Genomic DNA, 22,205 nt, shown 5'->3' with positions numbered 1-22,205 from the left:
TTAGATTTTATGAAATGAAGGTGAGTTTAGTGAATAAAACCCCAAATAATAGTTTTCGAATAAACTCATCTGAGTCCGAGACTAAAACAGCTCCAATTAAGGAACATAAGCGTCCAGATTATGGTTCTGAAAAACGTCAAAGTTTTAATCGAAATTTATTCAAAAAAGTTAAGCAATGATGACCACTATCAAAGATTAGTGGAAGAATCTTTTTAATTTATACGTTAATTGTTTTGTTGGGTGGTTTTTTACTAACAATTCCGGGAGTTTTAACAATTTATGAAGATGAATCAAAAAATATTTTTCATTGAGACTTTTTGACTGGAATTTTTACAGCCTCATCAGCATTTAGTGATACGGGAATTAATATTGTTGATCCTTCACATGACTATACTTTTTGAGGACAACTGCTGATTTTAATAATGATTGAGGTTGGAGGACTTGGGGTTTTAACACTAAAGATTGTGTTATTTTTGGCAATTAACAAAAAAATTTCTTTAAACGATACAGTAACCGCACAAACTGAACGTGGATCATCAGTGACATCTTCAACAATTGAAATGATCCGTGATGGGTTTATTTGGTTAACAATTGTACAATTTATTGCAGCGATTTTTTTATTTTTTGTATTCTTTTTTACAGAACCGGGAATCGTAACTAATAATTCTCAAAATTCAGTAAATGGCCCAAATGATGCAACCTTGAATGTTGTTTCACCATTTCACAATTTTGGTAAAAGTTTATGATTTGCGATTTTCCACTCAACTTCAGCAATTAATAATGCAGGTTTTGACATTATTTCTGAAGCATCGTTACAACCATATAATGTAGAGAATCATTATGCCTATTTATTGCAAATGATTTTCTTACTAGAATGAGTTATTGGTGGCTTGGGATATCCAACTTTCCATGACATTAAACGTAAAATTCGTGCTCGTCGCTCAGGTCAGACAGTACGCTTTAGCTTATTTACTAAATTAAACTTTTGTGTTTATATAACCTTATTTGTGGTCGGACCACTGTCTGTTTTAGGAGCTGAATTGGGAAACTATGATAAGTCATTGCTATTCCACAACTATTCATTTGATGTTGACCCAACGACTGGACAACCAAGCAACATTGCAATCACTAATGCTAAACCAGTGGGAGTAGCTTTAATGGATATATTCTTTAATACAACTTCGGCTCGAAATGCAGGTTTTTCAACAATTAACACAAATGACTTTAATGCTGGTTCAAAAACAATTCTTTCAGTAATGATGTTTATTGGCTCTGCGCCAAGTTCAACAGCTGGAGGAATTAGAACAACAACTTTTGCAATTATTATTTTGGCAAACTGAGCCATTATTAAAAATCGTAGTCAGACTTCGGCTTTTAAAAAAACAATTCCTGATAAAACCGTTAAACGAGCATTTGCGGTATTTTTCATTTCAGTTGCCTTAATTGTTTTAGCACTTATTATTATTTATTGTGATTCTTCAAATGTTCTTTCGCCCTCAAATTCTCCAGAGCTAAATGGGAATAATTCAATTATTGAAATCATGACGCTAATTACCAGTGCTTTTGGAACAGTTGGGCTTAATCCGTTTACTCAATATCAAATGATGCATTTTGGAACTTTAACAAAAATAGTAATTATTATAGGAATGTTTTTAGGACAATTGGGGATTTCGAATACTTTATTAGTATTTATTAAGCCTTCAAGAAAACGTCCGTACCAGTATCTTGAAGAAGATGTAACGATAGGATAGGTGAACTAATGAAAATACTTGATGGCAAAGCAGTCGCTTTAAAAAGACGTCAACAGCTTGCACAATTAATCTCTAGAGAAGTTAGCGCTGGTAATCGCCGACCAACATTGGCAGTAATTCTTGTAGGAAATGATGAAGCTTCGCAAGTTTATGTTAAGCATAAAACTCAAATTGCCCAAGCAGTTGGAATCGAACCATTAACAATTCATTTGGATAAAAATGTCAGTCATGAACAGTTATATGGCACTATTGACAAACTCAATCTTGATAAAAATATTGATGGGATTTTGCTTCAATTGCCATTGCCAAAGCGATTTGTTGAAGAAGATTATCTTCAGGCAATTGAACCCAATAAAGATGTTGACGGCTTTCATTATATTCATCAAGGGAAAATGCTTCAGGGTTATGATTCAATTTATCCTTGTACACCTTTAGGTGTCATTAACTTATTAGCTGAATATCAAATTTCTGTTCATAAAAAAAATGTTGTGATGGTAGGAACCTCAAATATTGTTGGAAAACCATTAGCGGTCATGTTATTAAACTTAGGCGCTACAGTTACAATGTGTAATCAAAATACTCAAGACATTAAAATGCATACTAAAGCAGCTGATATTTTGATATCAGCAACAGGTAAACAATTTATTATTACTAAAGATATGGTAAAACCTCAAGCAACAGTGATTGATATTGGAATTACTCGAGATTTGAAAACTAACAAATTGGTAGGTGACGTTGATTATATAAACGTCGCTCCAATTACAAGTGCTATTACTCCAGTTCCAGGAGGAGTCGGACCGATGACAGTAATTACCTTAATGGAAAATACTTTTAAACTTTATCAAAAACATTTAAATTTATAAGTGTGTTTAAAATTTTGCAAGAGTTTTTTGAGAAAGCGGTTCTACAAAAAAGATTATAGGTGTATCATTTAATTAAATAAAATATAGGAGAAAAATATGGCTTTAACAAAAAAAGAGCAACGTCAGATTGCCAGACATGATCAACGTAAATGACAATTTAATGGAACATTTAAAACAGGAATTGTACTGATTTTGATTTTTTCAGGAATTGGATTAATGGGATCAGCATTAATGTTTTTTATGGGACTTGTGGGAATTGTGATTCAAAATTCATTACAAAATGGAAATACCTCATCAATTAATTTGTCAATGACATCAGCGATTATTTTAGCATTTTTTGGGGCTTACATTTTTACTTTAACAGCTGTCTCATTAACAATGGCTTCATTTACGCTTTCAAATCAAACAACAAGTACTAAAATGATTTTAGCCATTGTTGCGATTGGGTCTGGTATTTGTATGTTGGGAGGAATCGTAATGTTATTGACTCCACATACTGATGTAAAAGAAGTTGAGGCAATTGAATTAAATAATGAAGTTCGAATTTTAGAAGAAGTTGTTGAACAAACTTTAAATAAGGAGCAAGTTCATAATCGTGATGAAAGAGAACAACGTATTTATGAAGCAAAGTATGCTAAAGCAGTGGAATTTTTAGAGCAAATTGAAAATAAAGAGATTGACGAAGAAAAGTTAGTTGAAAAATTTTCAAGTGATTTCAAAGTAATTTTCTTACAAGCTAAGCGCGATATGATTGTTGAAGGAAAAATTCAGGATAAAACATATAATGAAGAATTGGCTCAACAATTGGCTCATGAACAAAATGAAAATTTAATTGTTATTAATAAAGAAATTTCAGATAATGTTTTGGATAAAATTGATGATTCAGAATGGACTCAAGAAGCGAATGACGAAAAAACAAATAGCTAAAAGATTTAGTTAATATAATATCGAATAAACCACAAAAAAATTGCAAGCTTAGGTTTGCGATTTTTATTAGTTTCAATTTAAAGTAATTTAGGTTATAATATAAAAGGGATGAGCCGATGTCGTTGACATCAAAAAAAAGCGGGCGAACAGTCAAAATGTCGCTTTTTTATTTGGAAAATTTGAAAAGTCAAAAGTTTTAAAAATTTTCGTAAAAAATAAAAAAAGATATAGACATTTATTTTTTCTCATGATAATATTTTTATTGTCTTGATAAAAGACAAAAAATTGAAGATTCGCACAAATATTACTTGGCTTTTTAGCTCAGTTGGTAGAGCAACCGGCTGTTAACCGGTTTGTCACAGGTTCAAGTCCTGTAAAAGCCGCCATTTTATATTTGGCCTGTTGGTGAAGCGGTAAACACACACGGTTTTCATCCGTGGATACACGGGTTCGAACCCCGTACAGGCTACCATTTATTATTATCTTTATATTGGGATGCTAGCTCAGTTGGGAGAGCTCCTGCCTTACAAGCAGGCGGTCAGCGGTTCGAGCCCGTTGCATCCCACCATTTTTATTTTTTAATGCTGACTTAGCTCAGTTGGTAGAGCAACTGACTTGTAATCAGTAGGTCGAGGGTTCAACTCCTTTAGTCAGCACCATTAAAGAAACTAAGAAGACACTTTGGTGTCTTTTTTTATTTTTAAAGTATAATCTAAACAATACTAAAGGAGTTATATGAAAAAACTTTTGGCGATATTTGGGGCAATTACTTTAACAGCGACTGCTAGTACAACAGTTGTCAGTTGTGGAGTTCAATTAGATCCTCAACAAGGGAACTGAACTCCTAGTGACACAAGGTATGGATGAGATTATAATGCTGAGCTAACATTTGCTGATTTGGTAAGTTATTTACGCTATACAGCAAAATTAGGAGTCGATATTAAACCAAGCGATCCTAATAATGAAGCAATTGGTATTCAGCGTAATTTAATTGCTGAAGCAAAACTTAACAATATAATGACCTTATTTAAGTTACTTTCTTATAACTTAGATGCAATGATTGAAACATTAAAGCCTAAAGAGGGTCAACCAGTTTTAATTAACAATCGAGCAGTCTTGAGCTTGGATTTAAGTGCAGACGACAATAACAAAAAGTTAATGGAAAACTTATTTTTGGGAATTGATAATAAAAGTAATTTTGCAAACAAACTAAATCAGGCTTTTAGTGAGACATTAGGGTCTGAACAACACCCCTGAACGCCTTGAAAAACTTTTAATGACTTTAATCAGGAACCAGGAATGTATTTGATTTTACAAGCTAATGGAATTCTTGATCGCAACAATGAATTAGTTAGTGAAGGTATTAGTAGTTCACTTTCAAAAATTAGAGAATTGAGAATATATTTGATTGAGCCAGAAACTTTAAATCAAACTACTGAGCAAATAGCAAATGGAATTTGGGATATCTTTAGAGGATTTGATAAGTTTGTCAATTTAGGATGAACAATTAATAAAAAAGTCAAAGTTGAAACGGAAAAGCAAACCGAAGAAGAAAAATTTGAATATCCGGGATTGATGGTTTCATTTAATATTGGAATCCAATCATGACGTAGATAAGGTTTTCCTTATCTTTTTTATTTTTAATTGAATAATTTTTAATCAAGTGATATTATTTAAAAGTCCAAACATGGCCACAAATTATTTGACTCGTTAGCTCAGCCGGTAGAGCAACTGGCTTTTAACCAGTGGGTCCGGGGTTCGAATCCCCGACGAGTCACCATTATATGCGGGATTGGCGGAATTGGCAGACGCACTAGACTTAGGATCTAGCGTCTTCGACGTAAGGGTTCGAGTCCCTTATCCCGCACCATTGTAGATAAATATACAAAAATACTTTTCGAAGTATTTTTTATTTGAAAAATTGAGTCAAAAGTTTCTTGATATTCTCTCAAAAATGCCTTTACATAGTCATGAAAATAGCATAAAATATATTTAAGACTTTTGTGAACATATCTTGCAGAAATTTAAAGAAATAATTTAATAAAAATATTTAAAAAAACTATTCCATTTTTATTTTTACTATGCTATTATCAAAAAGTCGTCGTTTGACAACACAATGATCTTTGAAAACTAAATAGAACAACAATTGTACAAATCTTGATCAATATCAATTTAATTTGAGTAGACAATATTATATATACAATAAAAAAAGAAACAGTCAGAATCAATTCACATTTTTTCAAATGAGAGTTTGATCCTGGCTCAGGATAAACGCTGGCGGCATGCCTAATACATGCAAGTCGAACGGGGGTGCTTGCACCCCAGTGGCGAACGGGTGAGTAACACGTATCTAATCTACCTTATAGCGGGGGATAGCCTTTGGAAACGAAGGGTAATACCGCATGAGAATTTCATTATCGCATGAGAAGAAATTGAAAGCACCGTTTGGTGCACTATAAGATGAGGATGCGGCGTATTAGCTAGTAGGCGGGGTAAAGGCCCACCTAGGCAATGATACGTAGCCGAACTGAGAGGTTGATCGGCCACATTGGGACTGAGATACGGCCCAGACTCCTACGGGAGGCAGCAGTAGGGAATTTTTCACAATGGACGAAAGTCTGATGAAGCAATGCCGCGTGAGTGATGACGGTCTTCGGATTGTAAAGCTCTGTTGTAAGGGAAGAACACTTAGGAGAGGAAATGCTCTTAAGCTGACGGTACCTTACCAGAAAGCCACGGCTAACTATGTGCCAGCAGCCGCGGTAATACATAGGTGGCAAGCGTTATCCGGATTTATTGGGCGTATAGGGTGCGTAGGCGGATTTGCAAGTTTGAGGTTAAAGCCCGGGGCTCAACCCCGGTTCGCCTTGAAAACTGCAGTTCTAGAATACAAGAGAGGTAAGCGGAATTCCATGTGTAGCGGTGAAATGCGTAGATATATGGAAGAACACCTGTGGCGAAAGCGGCTTACTGGCTTGTTATTGACGCTGAGGCACGAAAGCGTGGGGAGCAAATAGGATTAGATACCCTAGTAGTCCACGCCGTAAACGTTGAGTACTAAGTGTCGGGGGTTATACCTCGGTGCTGCAGCTAACGCATTAAGTACTCCGCCTGAGTAGTATGCTCGCAAGAGTGAAACTCAAAGGAATTGACGGGGACCCGCACAAGTGGTGGAGCATGTGGTTTAATTCGAAGCAACACGAAGAACCTTACCAGGGCTTGACATCCAGTGCAAAGCTACAGAGATGTAGTGGAGGCTAACATTGAGACAGGTGGTGCATGGTTGTCGTCAGTTCGTGCCGTGAGGTGTTGGGTTAAGTCCCGCAACGAACGCAACCCTTGTCGTTAGTTACTAACATTTAGTTGAGGACTTTAACGAGACTGCTAGTGTAAGCTAGAGGAAGGTGGGGATGACGTCAAATCATCATGCCCCTTATGTCCTGGGCTACACACGTGCTACAATGGCAGATACAAAGAGTCGCAATCTCGCGAGGGGGAGCTAATCTCAAAAAGTCTGTCTCAGTTCGGATTGAAGTCTGCAACTCGACTTCATGAAGCCGGAATCACTAGTAATCGCGAATCAGCTATGTCGCGGTGAATACGTTCTCGGGTCTTGTACACACCGCCCGTCACACCACGAGAGTTGGTAATACCAGAAGTAGGTAGCTTAACCGTAAGGAGAGCGCTTCCCAAGGTAGGATTAGCGATTGGGGTGAAGTCGTAACAAGGTATCCGTACGGGAACGTGCGGATGGATCACCTCCTTTCTATGGAGTAAATTTTAAAAAGCAGCGTGAAACTGCTTTGACTGTTTCTGTTCTATTTAGTTTTCAGAGGTTATTAATTTAATCTCTGAAAAGAATTGTTCTTTGAAAACTGAATATTAGATGAAAAAACAATTTTCTTAATTGAATTATATTCAATTATCAAATTTGACATCAGTTATAAAAAAACTAAAATTAATGTTATAAATTGCAAATAGATTTTTTCTAAAAAATAGTAAGAGCATATGGTGAATGCCTTGGAAAATGGAGCCGAAGAAGGACGTGACTACCTGCGAAAAGCATCGGGGAGCTGGAAGTGAGCTTAGATCCGGTGATGTCCGAATGGGGAAACCTAGTACGATTAATCTCGTATTGTCCACAACTGAATACATAGGTTGTGAGATGGGAACCTTGGGAACTGAAACATCTTAGTACCAAGAGGAAAAGAAAATAAATAATGATTCTGTTAGTAGCGGCGAGCGAACGCGGAACAGGCCAAACCAGTCTACGGACTGGGGTTGTAGGACCATAGTTAGAGTTACAAAATTAATGTATAGTAGAAGCGATTGGGAAGTCGCAGCACAGAGGGTGATACTCCCGTATACGAAATGCATTGATCTCGAAATGGATATCCTGAGTACGGCGAAACACGTGAAATTTTGTCGGAATCCGCCGAGACCACTCGGCAAGCCTAAATACTACCATTTTACCGATAGTGAACCAGTACCGTGAGGGAAAGGTGAAAAGTACCCCGAGAGGGGAGTGAAATAGTTCCTGAAACCATATGCTTACAAGAAGATAGAGCCCGTTAATGGGTGATATCGTGCTTTTTGTAGAAAGAGCCGGCGAGTTACTATAACGTGCAAGGTTAACCAGAATATGGGGAGCCGTAGTGAAAGCGAGCCTTAATAGGGCGTTGAGTACGTTGTAGTAGACACGAAACCGGGTGATCTAGCCATGAGCAGGTTGAAGTTAGGGTAAAACCTAATGGAGGACCGAACCTACGTTCGTTGAAAAGACCGAGGATGACTTGTGGCTAGCGGTGAAATTCCAATCGAACCCGGAGATAGCTAGTTCTCCCCGATATATCTTTAAGGATAGCGTCGTAATTAAAACATTGGAGGTAGAGCACTGAATCTATGATGGCTGCACCTAGCGGTACTGAATAGAATTAAACTCCGAATGCCAATGTCCAATTGTACGGCAGTCAGAACATGGGTGATAAGGTCCATGCTCGTGAGGGAAACAGCCCAGATCGTCAGCTAAGGTCCCCAAATGTATACTAAGTGTGTAAGGATGTGAAATTGCACAGACAGCTAGGATGTTGGCTCAGAAGCAGCCATCATTTAAAGAGTGCGTAACAGCTCACTAGTCGAGTGATTTTGCGCCGAAAATGTACCGGGGCTTAAGTATACTACCGAAGCTACGGATTGTACGTAAGTACAGTGGTAGGGGAGCGTTCTAAGGGCGATGAAGTTGGACCGTGAGGACCAGTGGAGCGCTTAGAAGTGATTATGCCGGCATGAGTAACGTTTGAGGGTGAGAATCCCTCATGCTATTTGATCAAGGTTTCCTGGGCAAGGTTCGTCCACCCAGGGTTAGTCAGGACCTAAGGCGAGGCCGATAGGCGTAGTCGATGGACAACAGGTTGATATTCCTGTACCGATTAGTTAGTGATGGAGTGACGGAGAAAGATAGTGTATCCCAGGCGTTGGTTGTCCTGGGCTAAGCGCAAAGGTGGTAGAGTTGGCAAATCCGCTCTATATTCAACATTGAAGCGTGATGGGGAGTGAACGGTTCGCCTAGTAACGAAGTACATGACTCTATGCTTCCAAGAAAAGCTTCTAACTTAATAACTAATCGCCTGTACCTAGAACGAACACACGTGATCAAGGAGAAAATCCTAAGGCAAGCGAGATAACTATAGCTAAGGAACTCTGCAAAATGACTCCGTAACTTCGGAAGAAGGAGTGCTCAACTATGTTGAGCCGCAGTGAAGAGGGAGGGGCAACTGTTTAACAAAAACACAGCTCTCTGCTAAGTCGCAAGACGATGTATAGGGGGTGACACCTGCCCAGTGCCGGAAGGTTAAAAGGAGAAGTCAGCGCAAGCGAAGCTTTGAATTGAAGCCCCGGTGAACGGCGGCCGTAACTATAACGGTCCTAAGGTAGCGAAATTCCTTGTCAGGTAAGTTCTGACCCGCACGAAAGGTGTAATGATCCCTTCGCTGTCTCGGCTATAGACTCGGTGAAATTTTAGTACCGGTGAAGATGCCGGTTACCCGCAACTAGACGGAAAGACCCCGTGGAGCTTTACTATAACTTGATATTGAAATTTGGTGTAACGTGTAGAGGATAGCTGGGAGACATTGAAGCAGTACCGCTAGGGACTGTGGAGTCAACCTTGGAATACCAGCCTCGTTACATTGACTTTCTAACTTGGACCCATTATCTGGGTTGAGGACAGTGTCTGGTGGGTAGTTTGACTGGGGCGGTCGCCTCCTAAAATGTAACGGAGGCGCTCAAAGGTATTCTCAGTATGGTTGGAAATCATACAAAGAGCGCAAAGGTAGAAGAATGCTTAACTGCGAGACTTACAAGTCGAACAGATACGAAAGTAGGACTTAGTGATCCGGCGGTCCCGAGTGGAAGGGCCGTCGCTCAACGGATAAAAGTTACCCCGGGGATAACAGGCTGATCTCCCCCAAGAGTTCACATCGACGGGGAGGTTTGGCACCTCGATGTCGGCTCATCGCATCCTGGAGCTGAAGTCGGTTCCAAGGGTTGGGCTGTTCGCCCATTAAAGCGGTACGCGAGCTGGGTTCAGAACGTCGTGAGACAGTTTGGTCCCTATCTGTTGTGGGCGTAGGAAAATTGAAGAGAGCTGACTCTAGTACGAGAGGACCGAGTTGGACACATCCCTGGTGCTCCAGTTGTCATGCCAATGGCACAGCTGGGTAGCTATATGTGGAAAGGATAATCGCTGAAGGCATCTAAGCGAGAAGCCTCCTTTAAGATGAATTTTCCCATTCGTAAGATGTAAGATCCCATGTAGACCACATGGTTGATAGGATGGATGTGTAAGCGCTGCGAGGCGTTAAGCTAACCATTACTAATAGATCGAGAGAATTTTAGAATAAAATCTATTACTCAACGCACATTTATATAAAAACAATAAATTTTTCAATCTAGTATTCAGTTTTCAAAGAACAATCAAAATTAAGATCTGGTGATAATAGCATAGAGGTCACACCTGTTCCCATACCGAACACAGAAGTTAAGCTCTATTACGGCGACAATATTGCATTTGTGAGAAGATAGCGAGTTGCCAGTTCTAATAAAAGAAACCGAAAGGTTTCTTTTTTAATATGAAGTTTGCTTATAAAAAGAAGAGATGGCTGCAGGAAATGATAAAATTATAATGAAAATATTGAGGAAAAAGATGTACACAAAAAATTTTGATAAATTTATGGATGAATTAAAAACTAGTATAGTTGATTTAGAGTATTACACTGATTTTGATAAGGTTATTAATAATAATAAAAAAGTTAGAAACAAACTTGATATTTTGAATACAATTTTGGGGACACAAGATTCCAAAAAAAGATTATATGATTTGTTGGAAAATAATCCCGATTTGAAAGCTGTTTTGCCAATCTTCATTGCTAAGAGAGAAAAAAACATATTAACAGAAAAGAAACAGTATAATTTTTTGAATATTAGTGATATGGATGCTCAAGAGTTTGTAAATGATACAGGGCTTATCAAACTTATTGAGCAAAAATTACTAACTAATTTTAATGATTTTCAATTGGGTATTGAAGTTGGTTTAGATACCAATGCAAGGAAAAATAGAACAGGTACTCAAATGGTCAAAAAAGTTATTGATTATCTCAATGAAGAAAACATAAATTATAAAATTGAAGTAAACTCCAAATTGTTGGAAAATTTATATAATATTCCTAAATCTGAAATAGATTTAATTTTCAAAGAAAAAGATGCAAAGAAGGTTTTTGATTTTGCTTTTGAAAGAAAAGGTATTTTATATTTGGGTGAAATTAATGCCTATACTGCTGGCGGAAGTAAATTGAATGAAGTGTGCAAGTCATATATTTATTTAAACCAAAAAATTAATTGTTCTTCAAAAATGAGATTCATTTGATTTACAGATGGCATTGGATGAAGAACAGCTAAAAATCAAATTAGAGAGGCATACGAAGAAATAGAAAATTTATTTAACTTGAGTGATTTAGAAAATCATTTAATAGAAGGACTTTTAAAATAATGAAACCAATATTGAAATGAGTTGGAGGTAAATCTCAACTATTAGAGGAATTGAAACATAATATACCAGAAAGTTTTAACAACTATTTTGAACCTTTTTTTGGTGGTGGAGCTTTAGCATTTGAAATAGCTAATAAACCTAAAGTGATGTTCTTATCTGATTTGAATAAGGAACTTGTAGATTTTTATGCTGTAGTTAGAAATAGGCCTTCCGCCTTAATTAAACAAATTGATGAGTTTAAAAAAAGTTATAATGAGTCTCCAGAATTCTTTTATTATGAACTTAGAAATGCTGATAGAGACTTTGATTACAAAAAGAATACTACAAAAGTTTGAAGAGCTGCTAGAACACTTTTTATTAATAAAACATGTTTCAATGGGATGCATCGTGTTAATTCCAAGGGCGAATTTAATGTTCCCTGGAATCAAGAACTTAATGCGCCAAATGTTGTTGATAATGATAATTTAAGACAGGTATCGAAATTTTTAAAATCTTCTAAAGTTGAATGTAGTGACTTTGAAAGTATTTTGAACAAAATAAAACCTAGAGATTTTGTATATATTGACCCACCGTACGATAAAATAAAAAAGGATACGTTCGTTGAATATAATAAAGAAAGTTTTGGAACTTATCATCAAAAAAAATTAGCATTAGTATGTGAAGAAATTGATCGTAAGGGTGCATTTTTTATGGTTTCTAATCACAATACTGAACTAATAAGGGAGATATATAAAAACTATAAAATTGATGTAATTTATGCACGTAGAAGTATTAATTCTAAAGGTGCTGAGCGAGGTAAAGTCGAAGAAGTTTTAATCAAAAATTATTAAACTAGAGTTTTCGCAGATTTTAAATATACATTATTTTAATAATTGTAAGTGATGATATTTTTCTTTATGATAATGTATAATCAATATAAGTCAGAAGGGGTGAATTTATGAACTATAAGGGGAAAACAATTATATTTTCTGATTTAGATTCAACTTTATTACGAAATAATCATTATTTTTCTAAAAAGACTAAACAGGTTGTTAAAGATCTGCATGAGCAAGGTATTTTGTTAGTTCCAATCACAGCAAGATCTACAAAAGATATTTTAGATCAAGGTAAACGTTTGGGTTTAGAAGAAATTGGTGGAATTTGTGCTGGTAATAATGGTTCACAAATTTTTGACTTTAGAAATAAAAAATGAATAGTTAATGAGTTTTTATCTAAAGAATTAGTTAAGGCAGTTTTTGATACATTCTATGAAACATACAAAGCCAAAGTTCATTTTTATGGAGATGACACAACTTATGTTTTTAATGAAGGAAAAATGTCAATGTATTGAGCACAAATGATGGCAACTGATTATGTCGTTGCTGCAAGTGCTGAAGAAATTAATAAGCCAATTTCGCATTTGACAATTGTGTTAAAAAAAGGAACAACAACAGCAGAATCCGAATCTGCTATTAAAGACATTAAAACTAGGTTTGGCAAAAACTCAGATATTCATGTATATACGGAAAGAGTTATTGAAATATGTCCTAAAAATATTAGCAAAGGCTATGCTGTTAAAAAAATTAAAGATTATCTTAAACTAGATGATACTGTCAAAACGTATGCATTTGGTGATGGTCCAAATGATTTTCCAATGTTTGAAGCAGTTGATATGGGAGTAGCTCTTAGCAATGCAATTAGTTCATTAAAAGATATTGCTCAAGATGTTACTGAAGATAGTAACGATGATGATGGAGTTGCTAATTATATTTATAAAAACGTATTAAAATAATTAAAAAAGGAGATATTATGTCAAATATTATTAAAATTACATCAAAAGAACAGTTCGATAAAATTATCGCTACTGAAAAAAATGTATTTGTAGACTTTAATGCCCAATGATGTGGACCATGTAAAATGTTGGCTCCATTCGTTCACCAATTAGCTGAGGAGACTCAAGGTGTAACATTTTTGGATGTTGATGTTGATTCTAATTCCGACCTTGCGTTAGAATATCAAATTATGTCAATTCCGGCATTAATGACTTTTAAAGAAGGAAAAGCTGCTAAAAAACACACAGGGTTTATGGCAAAAAATCAGTTGGAAGAATTTGTAAAATAATTAAAAAAACTTCTTTGTGGAAGTTTTTTTAATTATTAATCTTGATTTATTTTTTTAAAGTGATTAAATAAAAGTGAGAAGAGGTTTTCTTCCGAAAGGAGTTGATAGTATGACATTTGTCCTATTATTAATTACGAAATTGCGGGAATTTAAAATTATATATTAGTATAAAATTTTAAGTTAGGAGAAATATACCAATGTACACTTTCAAGCCTTAGGGCTTATTAAAACTGAATAAAGATTAGCCGCAGAAATGAGGTTGTTAGAAATGGTTTTAAAAACACATAATTTGTTTATAAAGAATATTTTAATTGCTGTAATTGCCAAATGGAGTGATCCAACGATTTAAAAGACTTACATTCATTAAGTCTAATCAGCGATAAATATAATTTAGTAGATTGCTACGGCATATAGATGAAGACTAATCACGGTAGTCAGTCCAAAAATAGTTTCGTAAGCTATTTATTAGCCATTCAAAACTTCTAAATTTATTGTCTGGAAAGAATAGGTAATATATTATGAAAAATATCATGATAAACATATTGCCTTTGTGAAATCGAACACGGTAAAGGTATTGAATAAAGTAAATATTTAATATTAAAAAACAAAACTGAATATTCATATAACGGTTAAACCGTATTTAAATCAACATTATGGTTTAAAAAAGAGGTATGAGTACCTCTTTTTTGTGTTACACATTCTGATCCAAATCTTCACTTTCATCAAAAAATGATGAAAAGAATTCTAATACCTGAAAGCGAAAAATTTTTACATCCTCAATAGTCTCTAATTCAACATCTTCTTCTAATTCGTATTTTGTTTCAAATTCAATATACTCATAGACCAATTTACTTGCACTAAATCATAAAGTATCGACACTTTCTTCTTTTTTGTCCAATTCAACTAAAAAAGTTTTAAACAGTGTCGCTAAATGTTGGACCTCTTCAATTGCAAATTCCTTAAATTCAGTTTCACTTTGCTCATCACTGTTAATAATTTCAATAATACTGGTTTCGCAACTTTGAGCTGCGGCAATTAGCTCCATAAATTCCATTATGTATCTCCTAGTCATATATAAATGATACTAAATAATAGATAAATTGTATATTTTTAATTTGTTATAATTAATAATATAAAGAAATGAGGTAATTCAATGTATAAATTAATTGTAGTAGATGTTGATGGTACAGTATATCGTCATAGTCGGGGAATTCATCCATTGACCAAAGCAGCAATTGCCAAAGCAAAGGAATTAAATATACCAGTTGTTATTGCAACAGGAAGAAACATTTCGACAATTGGAAATATTGCTAAAGAACTTGGCATTATGAATACGGGACTTCCATTTGTAGCACAAAATGGTGGCCAAGTTTTTAGGTTTGAAGCTGATGGACAAATTACCATTGAATATACTAAAATTTTTAAAGATGAAGAGTCTCGTTGAATTTTTGAAATTGCTAAAAAATATAAAGCAAAAGTTTTTGCATATTCAGAAAATGAAAAAGTTGCATATAAAAATGTACGATTTTCTGCTTTTAATATTTTCATGTGAATCCGTAGTCGTCGCAAAATGCTGCGATATAAAAAAAGTGAAGGGTTTGTTTCACCGATTACTAAATTTATTGTTTTTGGGCGAAATGAGCATATGATAAAAATGCGTGCGGAAGCTGAGACTAAGGGTTATTCAGTATTTGCTTTTAGCTATGTTAATGATGCAAAACAAAATATTGAGATTAATCCAATTGGAGTTAATAAAGCAGAAGGATTAAAAAAAGTTATTGAAGAACTTGGCATTACAGCCGATGAAGTTATTTACTTTGGTGATGGGGAAAATGATCTTGATGCAATTAAATGAGCTGGTCATGGAGTAGCTATGGGAAACGCTAATCAGCATATTAAATCATGTGCCAATGCAATAACTTCGCAATGTACTGATGGTGGTGTTGGTCAATATTTATTTGATAATGTATTTAATTTAAAGGAGTCAAACAATGACAAAAGTTAATGAATTTGAAGTAGATTTGCAAAAATTAGAAGAAGAAATTAAGGAAGTACTATTAACTTGTAATTGTGCTGAAGAAGAGGTCAGCGAAATTAATTCATTTAATCTAATGGGTGCTAAGGATAGTGAGTTAGTTCACGCGATGGCTAATGTAACATTGGCATCGAAAACAACCAATATGTTATTAATTTATTCAACTGTTTTTAAAAAATTAATATATATGAAGAATATTGATTAATAAAAATTTTAAAAAATAAAAAGTCTCAAAAAGAGACTTTTTATTTTTTAAAAGCATATAATGAAATTATCGGGTGGGTGTGGTTGGACGAAAGGAATATTGATATGAAACTATTATTAAGTTTAGTTACTGGAGCACTAGTTAGTGGTTCAGTTATTCCTGTTGCATTAATGGGAAGTGCAAATAATCCAAATGAAAAAGTTAATCAAATAAAAGAAAAAAATAGTCCGGATCATCCAGCATGATTCTCTGCATCAAAATATTTTACTCCAAATGGACAAGAGGGAGAAAATGTTATGAAAGTTACTTCGGCATCTCCTCAAATGCCAAGTAAAAAAACCTTTATCTATGACATTGAAACAAATATTAAATATACTAATGTGGAATGAGTTAATGTTCATAATGATTTCAATCCAGTTAATATTTATGATAGATATACTTTAAATGGAATAGACTTTTATAATAGGTCTTATTTTGCTGAATCTCGTGAATTTATAAAACCATATGATGGCGAAGTACGTGAAGAGTTTGGTAATGCAAGTTTTGCTACAAAAGAAGTAATGAATTTTGAGCATGCTTGACCAAGTGATCCTGCTGTGATTCGTTTTAATCTTAGATCAGGAATATCTTATTATAACAAAAATGATAAAGTAGTTTTTCAATTTATCTTTATGACAGATTTAGAAACTTCTAATGTATATGTACCATCAAATTATTACGTTAATATTGGAAATAGAGTGACTATAAGTGGCTTCATTGACGAATAGGTTTTAATATATTTTAAAAATAGCGCATAAAGCGCTATTTTTTTCTTTTTCTAAAAAAATGTTATACAATTATTTAGAAAAAGAAAGGGGCTGATTGCTATGAAAAAGATGATTAAATTAGAACAACTGTCAAATACAGAACAATACTTAATTTTTAAATGATTAGACATAGTAATCGCTCGTTCTAAAAGACATGAAATAGTCTTGGAAACTGAAAGTCTCTCCCTTAAGTAGAAGTCAATTTAATAGACTTCTATTTTGTCGTGCTTAACGATTTTAAATATGTACTTAGATTTAAAAAGGAGAGAGTGAAATGGAAAAAAATAATATTTTGGAAATTAGAAATATCACAAAAGACTATGATGGAAAAGTGGTATTAAAAGGAATAAATTTTAATGTTCATGAGGGAGAATTTATTACTCTTTTAGGACCATCTGGATGTGGGAAAACCACGACTTTAAGAATTATTGGAGGATTTGAAAAGCCTAATAGTGGACAGATTCTTTTTGAAGGAAAAGACCTTTTGGCTATTCCAATTAATAAACGTCAATTCAATACAATTTTTCAATCATATGCTTTATTTCCACATTTAGATGTTTTTGAAAATATTGCGTTTGGGTTGCGCAACAAAAAGACTAAAAATGACATGGTTGAACGTGAAGTCATGAAGCAAATTCGTCAAGTTGGTTTGGAAGGCTTTGAAAACAAAAAAATTATGGACTTATCGGGTGGTCAAAAGCAACGTGTGGCAATTGCTCGTGCATTGGTTATGAAACCAAAAGTCTTGCTTTTAGATGAGCCAATGGCAGCACTGGATGTTCAGCTACGTAAAACAATGCAAGAAGAATTAAAGCGTTTACAACGTGAAATTGGAATTACTTTTATTATGGTCTCTCATGATCAAGAAGAGGCTTTGTCAATGAGTGACCGAATTGTTGTATTAAATAATGGAAATATTCAACAAATTGGAACACCAGAAGAGATTTATAATGAGCCTGAAAATTTATGAGTGGCAAAGTTTGTAGGTTCTTCAAATGTTATTCAAGATGGAAAATTTTTAGAAGATAAGAAAGTCAAATTTGATAGTAAAGTTTTTGATTGTGTTGATACTAACTTTGGAGAAGATGAAGAAAATATTGATATTGTAATTCGCTCAGAAGATATTAAAATTAAGAAACCAAATAATGGTTTCTTCAATGGAACAGTTGTTAACACAACATTTAAAGGAGTATACTCTGAAGTTCTTATTGAAACTAAAAAGGGCCGTTTGTGAAAAGTTCATACAACAGCTAATCACGAAGTTGGTGAAGAGGTTTCAATTAAATGAGGAATTCAAGATATTCATGTTATGTGAAAAGAAATTGACAATTAGCACCAGTAGATAGGAGAAAACTTAATGAAACAAGAAAAAAATCTTGAACTTGAAATTACTGCTGAAAAAACAGTTTTTAATCAAGAAGATTTAGATGAAGCAATTGATGATCAAATTGTTGCTGCAAAACGCAGTAAAATTAAATCTAAAGTTGCTGAATTTAATAAGTCTCTTGGTAAAACCAAGCTTTTCAATTTTAGCAAAGGAAAGATTTGACCAATATTGTTACCGTTCTTTATTGTTATGACAGCATTGGTAATTTTACCTTTAATATCAATTGTGATTTATGCAATTGTTCAGCCAACTGGTGATGCAATTATGTTTAAAATCACAATTGCCAAATTCTTAAAAATGTTTACTGATAGTAATATTATGATTGCCTTATTAATGTCAATTGCTTATGCCTTAGTAGCAGCTTTATTATGCGTGTTCATTGGATATCCAATTGCTTTAATGATGGCCCAAATTCGCTCGCAAATTTTGGCTAAAAACATGTGAGTTTTAATAACAATGCCGATTTGAATTTCGATGTTGTTAAAAGTATTAGGATTGCAAACATTATTTTATTTATTAATGCCTAATGCAATTGGGACACCAATTGCAATTATCATAGGAATGGTTTATATGTTTTTGCCATTCGCAGTTACTCCAATTTACGATTCGTTGGAATCACGTCAAATTGATTTAGAAGAGGCTTCTTTAGATTTGGGTTCATCACCAATGAAAACTTTTTGAACAATTACGGTTAGATCTTCAATGCCTGGTGTATTAACGGGATTTTCTTTAGTAATTGTTCAAGCTTCAACTTCGTTGATCATTGTACATTATATTGGAGATGGAAAAATTCAATTAATTTCCTCAGTCATTGAATCTTATTTCTTAAAAGGAAATGATTTTGGATATGGAGCTGCAATTTCAGTTGTCTTAGCAATTATGATTTTTGCTCTGATGCTGATTATTCGTGGAATTAGTAGCAAATTTGAAATGAAAGGGAAGAAAAAATGAAAAGATTCTTCAAGAGTAGCTACTTCGCAATAGTTATTGCCTTTATATATATTCCAATTTTAGTAATGATTGGTTTCTCATTTAATAGTGGGGAAACAACTGCTTCATGAGTAAATTTCAGTTTTGACTGATACTCAAAGTTTTTTAATAACTCACCGTTTATTAAATCAATTATTACATCACTTTTTGTAGCTGTTGTTTCAACAGTTATTTCTGTAGTGATTGGGACTATGGCAGCTATTGGATTAAGTAGAACAAAAAAGGTTACACAAAAGAGCTGATTTGGGATTGCCAATCTTCCTCTGATTAATGCTGATGTAGTAACCGCTGTATCATTAATGATTGTGTTTTTAATGGCAGGACTTAAATTTGGAATTGTAACTTTAATATTAGCGCATATTTCATTTAACGTACCATATGTATTAATAACTGTTATGCCTCGCTTACGAAAAATAGATAAATCTTTGATTGAAGCGTCATATGATTTAGGAGCTAAAAATACTCAAGTACTATTTAAAGTTATTTTGCCAATTTTAAAACCAGCAATTATTACAGCAACTGCAATCGCATTTGCAATGAGTTTTGATGACTTTATTATTTCTTACTTTACTGGGGGAGATCAAATAAATGTTTCATCATTTATTTATACTGCCAAAAAAATTAAGCCCTATGTTTTTGCTTTTGGAACTATTTTAGTGTTGGTAATTGTTTTGGCAATTATTGGATGAAATGCTGTCACAATGACAAAACAACATCGTTTAGAAGTTAAACAAAAAATTAAAAATGGCTCATATAAAAATTCAAAAATTCAAAAACTAAGAAAAAGTTTAAATGAGCTGATTATTAATACTGAAACTCAAACTGAGATTACTCGAACTTGAAGGATTTCTCTTTGAGCACGCTATTATTTTTTAAAATTCAAAATATGATTAGCTTCAAGTCAACAATATGATAAACGCATTTCACGATTGGAATGAAAACAATATAAGCTAAGATCCGAAATCAATAAAGAAAAGCGTTATTATTCAAGATTGACTAAAGCCGAAAAAAAAGCTCAAAATTTGGAAAAACAATTGTTGTTAACAAAAGCCGATGTTAAAAAGGCTGCAAAATTAACAATTCAAATTGAAAAGCTAGAAATTAAAATTGCATTTTTACGTGATGAAATTGAATGAATTGAACATCGTGATGAAGTAGCCGAAAAAAAGGCTGCAAAAATTACTAAAGAAATTAGGGCATATCAAAAGGATTTAAAAGCCGAAATTAATCCAAGTAAAAAAACCTTAGCATGATACGCTAAAAAAATCAAAGAACTTGAAGATTGAAAAATTGAAGTTGAAGAGGGTAAAAATCATTATCGCTTGCGCATGGTTGTTGAGCAATTAAAAGAACTGAAACAGAAAAATGCTTCATATATTTTGGAACTAAACGATAAGTTACAAATTTTTCATGCAGTTGTTTATTCTCGCAAGTCAATAACAGCGAAGTTTGATAAGCAAATTAGACATGCCAATTCACAAGAAAAGGAAAATTTTTTGCTTGAAAAAAGAGCCGCTTATTTGGAAATGAAAACGACCAAATATGAACAACGTATTTTGAATAAGGAAGTGTACATTCAAAAAGTTCAAGCTCATATTGAGCAAACCAAAGAAAAATTCTTTCCGTCAAATCCTGATACCATTTCACATTCAAAAGGATTTTTAGCACGAAGTTGAAAAATAATTTTGGTAGCCTTTATTGGAACTTCAGCATTTGCTGGATTGACTGTTGCTTATGTGATGAATAATATTTATGATTTGGTTGTTGCCAATTGAGGTGAATATATTGACCCAGCTTTGATCGGAGAATTTGAAAAAGCTAACAATGTTAAAATTAATTATCAGGAGTATGATTCAAATGAAACTTTGTACAACAAACTGTATACTTTCAACTATGATGTGATGGTTCCAAGTGACTATATGGTTCAAAAAATGAGTGAAGAAGGTCGTTTGATGAAACTGGATTATTCGAAGTTAAATGTTCGCGGAACTGTTAATAATGGAGAACTTAACCCAACACCTGAAAGTACTAAAGAAGAGTCTAAACGTCGTGAAATTGAAAGTTCATTATTAGATGTTATGTATCAGTCAAAAGTTAAAGAAACTGAACATAATCAAGCAACATGAGTAAATAATTTAGAAAAAAATGAAGCAATTGCAGGATCAATTTTGGAGTATGCATTACCTTACTTTTGAGGAGATTTGGTGATTGTTGTTAATCCAACTCCAGACAATGTGAATTTCTTGAAAGATAATGGAGTACAGCTAAACGACAAAGGGCAAATTGATAATAATACATTATCGTGAGATATTTTATGAAAAGCTGCAGCTGCTAAAAAACGTGTAGCGTTAAATAGTGATCCCAAAAATATTTTTGCAGCAGCAGCGCAAGTACAATTTCAAAAAGTCAACTTAGATACTAATGCTGAAATTGATCAAGTTAAAGATAAGGTTACTGAGTTGGTTCAATCTAAATCAGTATCTTTAAATGGAGATGACTTAATTAATAAAGTGGCCTTAGGATTTTTTGATTTTGCAATGATGTATAATGGAGATGCAGCATTTGCCAACGCTGTTTATAATGGAGATGCTGAACTTGACGATGAAGAAACTCTTAAAGAACAAAAAGATAGTCAAAAAGATAACGAATTTGTAAGTTATATTTACGGACGCCCAAATGCAGAAACTAATGGTCGTAAAGAAGGAACTAATGTTTTCTCAGATAATGTTGTAATTTCAACAGATACAAGAAATGTTGAATTATCGTACAAGTTTTTAAATTTCTTATTTGAAAAATCAACGCACTTGACAGATTACGCTGGAATCACTTCACCCTTTGTTGAATCAATGGAAGAAATGGTTAGTGAGGAAGGCACATATCGCAATTATGAAAATTTATATAAGCCAATTACTGTGCAAAAAGATGCTGGTTATGATCCCGCTGATAAAAAATTAGCCTTTCAGTATCATGGACGCGTTGACGATTATTTAGTCGACAAATATAATAGTATTGTTGCTGGTAAAAGATAAAAACTTTTTAAACAATGGTCTTTTTAAAAGACAAAACCGCTAAACATTTTATAGCACGAAAAAAT

The 22,205-nt window shown here is 33.9% G+C and carries 16 protein-coding genes, 6 tRNA genes and 3 rRNA genes; 24 read left to right on the top strand and 1 reads right to left on the bottom strand.

The genetic code is table 4. The features are described from left to right. Window positions 1-95 precede the first annotated feature (95 nt). From CXP39_RS03350 to trxA, 17 genes are all read left to right on the top strand, one after another. Window positions 96-1,751 (top strand): TrkH family potassium uptake protein, encoded by a 1,656-nt coding sequence (locus CXP39_RS03350; RefSeq protein WP_425437676.1) that lies wholly within the window; start codon window positions 96-98, stop codon window positions 1,749-1,751. A gap of 8 nt (window positions 1,752-1,759) precedes the next feature. Continuing rightward, window positions 1,760-2,614, top strand: coding sequence for a bifunctional 5,10-methylenetetrahydrofolate dehydrogenase/5,10-methenyltetrahydrofolate cyclohydrolase (locus CXP39_RS03345; RefSeq protein ID WP_027048191.1), 855 nt, complete (start codon window positions 1,760-1,762; stop codon window positions 2,612-2,614). Between the two features lie 96 nt (window positions 2,615-2,710). Next, entirely contained in the window at window positions 2,711-3,541 is an 831-nt protein-coding gene (locus tag CXP39_RS03340) for a hypothetical protein (protein ID WP_027048190.1), read from the top strand. Window positions 3,542-3,851: 310 nt separating this feature from the next. Then, window positions 3,852-3,927, top strand: a tRNA-Asn gene (locus CXP39_RS03335). A gap of 10 nt (window positions 3,928-3,937) precedes the next feature. Then, window positions 3,938-4,013, top strand: a tRNA-Glu gene (locus CXP39_RS03330). A 20-nt stretch (window positions 4,014-4,033) separates the two neighbouring features. Beyond that, window positions 4,034-4,109 (top strand) — tRNA-Val (locus CXP39_RS03325). A gap of 15 nt (window positions 4,110-4,124) precedes the next feature. Next, window positions 4,125-4,200 (top strand) — tRNA-Thr (locus CXP39_RS03320). A 76-nt stretch (window positions 4,201-4,276) separates the two neighbouring features. Beyond that, the gene (locus CXP39_RS04000) at window positions 4,277-5,158 is read left to right on the top strand and encodes a lipoprotein (RefSeq protein WP_027048189.1); all 882 of its coding nucleotides are present in this window, start codon (window positions 4,277-4,279) and stop codon (window positions 5,156-5,158) included. Between the two features lie 87 nt (window positions 5,159-5,245). Next, window positions 5,246-5,321, top strand: a tRNA-Lys gene (locus CXP39_RS03310). A gap of 6 nt (window positions 5,322-5,327) precedes the next feature. Continuing rightward, window positions 5,328-5,411 (top strand) — tRNA-Leu (locus CXP39_RS03305). A gap of 369 nt (window positions 5,412-5,780) precedes the next feature. After that, window positions 5,781-7,307: ribosomal RNA gene (locus tag CXP39_RS03300) — 16S ribosomal RNA — on the top strand. A gap of 222 nt (window positions 7,308-7,529) precedes the next feature. Next, window positions 7,530-10,440 (top strand): 23S ribosomal RNA (locus CXP39_RS03295). A gap of 88 nt (window positions 10,441-10,528) precedes the next feature. Then, window positions 10,529-10,637 (top strand): 5S ribosomal RNA (gene rrf / locus CXP39_RS03290). The 16S, 23S and 5S rRNA genes sit together here with 2 tRNA genes alongside, the layout of an rRNA operon. A gap of 108 nt (window positions 10,638-10,745) precedes the next feature. Next, entirely contained in the window at window positions 10,746-11,588 is an 843-nt protein-coding gene (locus CXP39_RS03285) for a DpnII family type II restriction endonuclease (protein ID WP_157823751.1), read from the top strand. After that, a complete protein-coding gene (locus tag CXP39_RS03280; protein ID WP_036256577.1) occupies window positions 11,588-12,418 on the top strand; it encodes a DNA adenine methylase in 831 nt (276 codons plus the stop codon). The genes CXP39_RS03285 and CXP39_RS03280 overlap by 1 nt, the downstream gene beginning before the upstream one ends. A gap of 107 nt (window positions 12,419-12,525) precedes the next feature. Further along, window positions 12,526-13,359 (top strand): Cof-type HAD-IIB family hydrolase, encoded by an 834-nt coding sequence (locus CXP39_RS03275; RefSeq protein WP_027048612.1) that lies wholly within the window; start codon window positions 12,526-12,528, stop codon window positions 13,357-13,359. A 17-nt stretch (window positions 13,360-13,376) separates the two neighbouring features. Continuing rightward, window positions 13,377-13,688, top strand: a complete 312-nt coding sequence (gene trxA / locus CXP39_RS03270; protein ID WP_027048611.1) for a thioredoxin — start codon at window positions 13,377-13,379, stop codon at window positions 13,686-13,688. Window positions 13,689-14,379: 691 nt separating this feature from the next. Here trxA and CXP39_RS03265 read toward each other — a convergent pair. Then, window positions 14,380-14,742, bottom strand: a complete 363-nt coding sequence (locus CXP39_RS03265; protein WP_027048610.1) for a hypothetical protein — start codon at window positions 14,740-14,742, stop codon at window positions 14,380-14,382. A gap of 99 nt (window positions 14,743-14,841) precedes the next feature. On the opposite strand from CXP39_RS03265, the gene CXP39_RS03260 reads away from it, so the two are divergent. The 7 genes from CXP39_RS03260 (at window position 14,842) to potCD (ending at window position 22,140) form a co-directional block, all read left to right on the top strand. Next, window positions 14,842-15,693: a Cof-type HAD-IIB family hydrolase gene (locus tag CXP39_RS03260; protein ID WP_027048609.1), complete on the top strand. Its 852-nt coding sequence runs from the start codon at window positions 14,842-14,844 to the stop codon at window positions 15,691-15,693. Next, entirely contained in the window at window positions 15,680-15,928 is a 249-nt protein-coding gene (locus tag CXP39_RS03255) for a hypothetical protein (protein ID WP_027048608.1), read from the top strand. Before CXP39_RS03260 ends, CXP39_RS03255 begins: the two co-directional genes overlap by 14 nt. Window positions 15,929-16,032: 104 nt before the next feature. Beyond that, on the top strand, window positions 16,033-16,695 hold the full coding sequence (locus CXP39_RS03250) for a hypothetical protein (protein WP_027048607.1): 663 nt from the start codon (window positions 16,033-16,035) through the stop codon (window positions 16,693-16,695). Between the two features lie 99 nt (window positions 16,696-16,794). After that, entirely contained in the window at window positions 16,795-16,929 is a 135-nt protein-coding gene (locus CXP39_RS04090; protein WP_281253156.1) for a hypothetical protein, read from the top strand. A gap of 79 nt (window positions 16,930-17,008) precedes the next feature. Beyond that, a complete protein-coding gene (potA, locus tag CXP39_RS03245; RefSeq protein ID WP_027048606.1) occupies window positions 17,009-18,067 on the top strand; it encodes a spermidine/putrescine ABC transporter ATP-binding protein in 1,059 nt (352 codons plus the stop codon). Between the two features lie 24 nt (window positions 18,068-18,091). Then, window positions 18,092-19,105: a spermidine/putrescine ABC transporter permease gene (gene potB, locus CXP39_RS03240; RefSeq protein ID WP_036256570.1), complete on the top strand. Its 1,014-nt coding sequence runs from the start codon at window positions 18,092-18,094 to the stop codon at window positions 19,103-19,105. After that, a complete protein-coding gene (gene potCD, locus CXP39_RS03235; protein WP_027048604.1) occupies window positions 19,069-22,140 on the top strand; it encodes a spermidine/putrescine ABC transporter permease/substrate-binding protein in 3,072 nt (1,023 codons plus the stop codon). Before potB ends, potCD begins: the two co-directional genes overlap by 37 nt. The last annotated feature ends 65 nt before the right edge of the window (window positions 22,141-22,205 follow it).

This window comes from Mesoplasma syrphidae, from assembly GCF_002843565.1.
Taxonomy (GTDB): Bacteria; Bacillota_I; Bacilli_A; order Mycoplasmatales; family Mycoplasmataceae; genus Tullyiplasma; species Tullyiplasma syrphidae.
The sequence above is the reverse complement of the archived record's forward strand: the minus strand, read 5'-3'. Positions and strand labels throughout refer to the sequence as shown.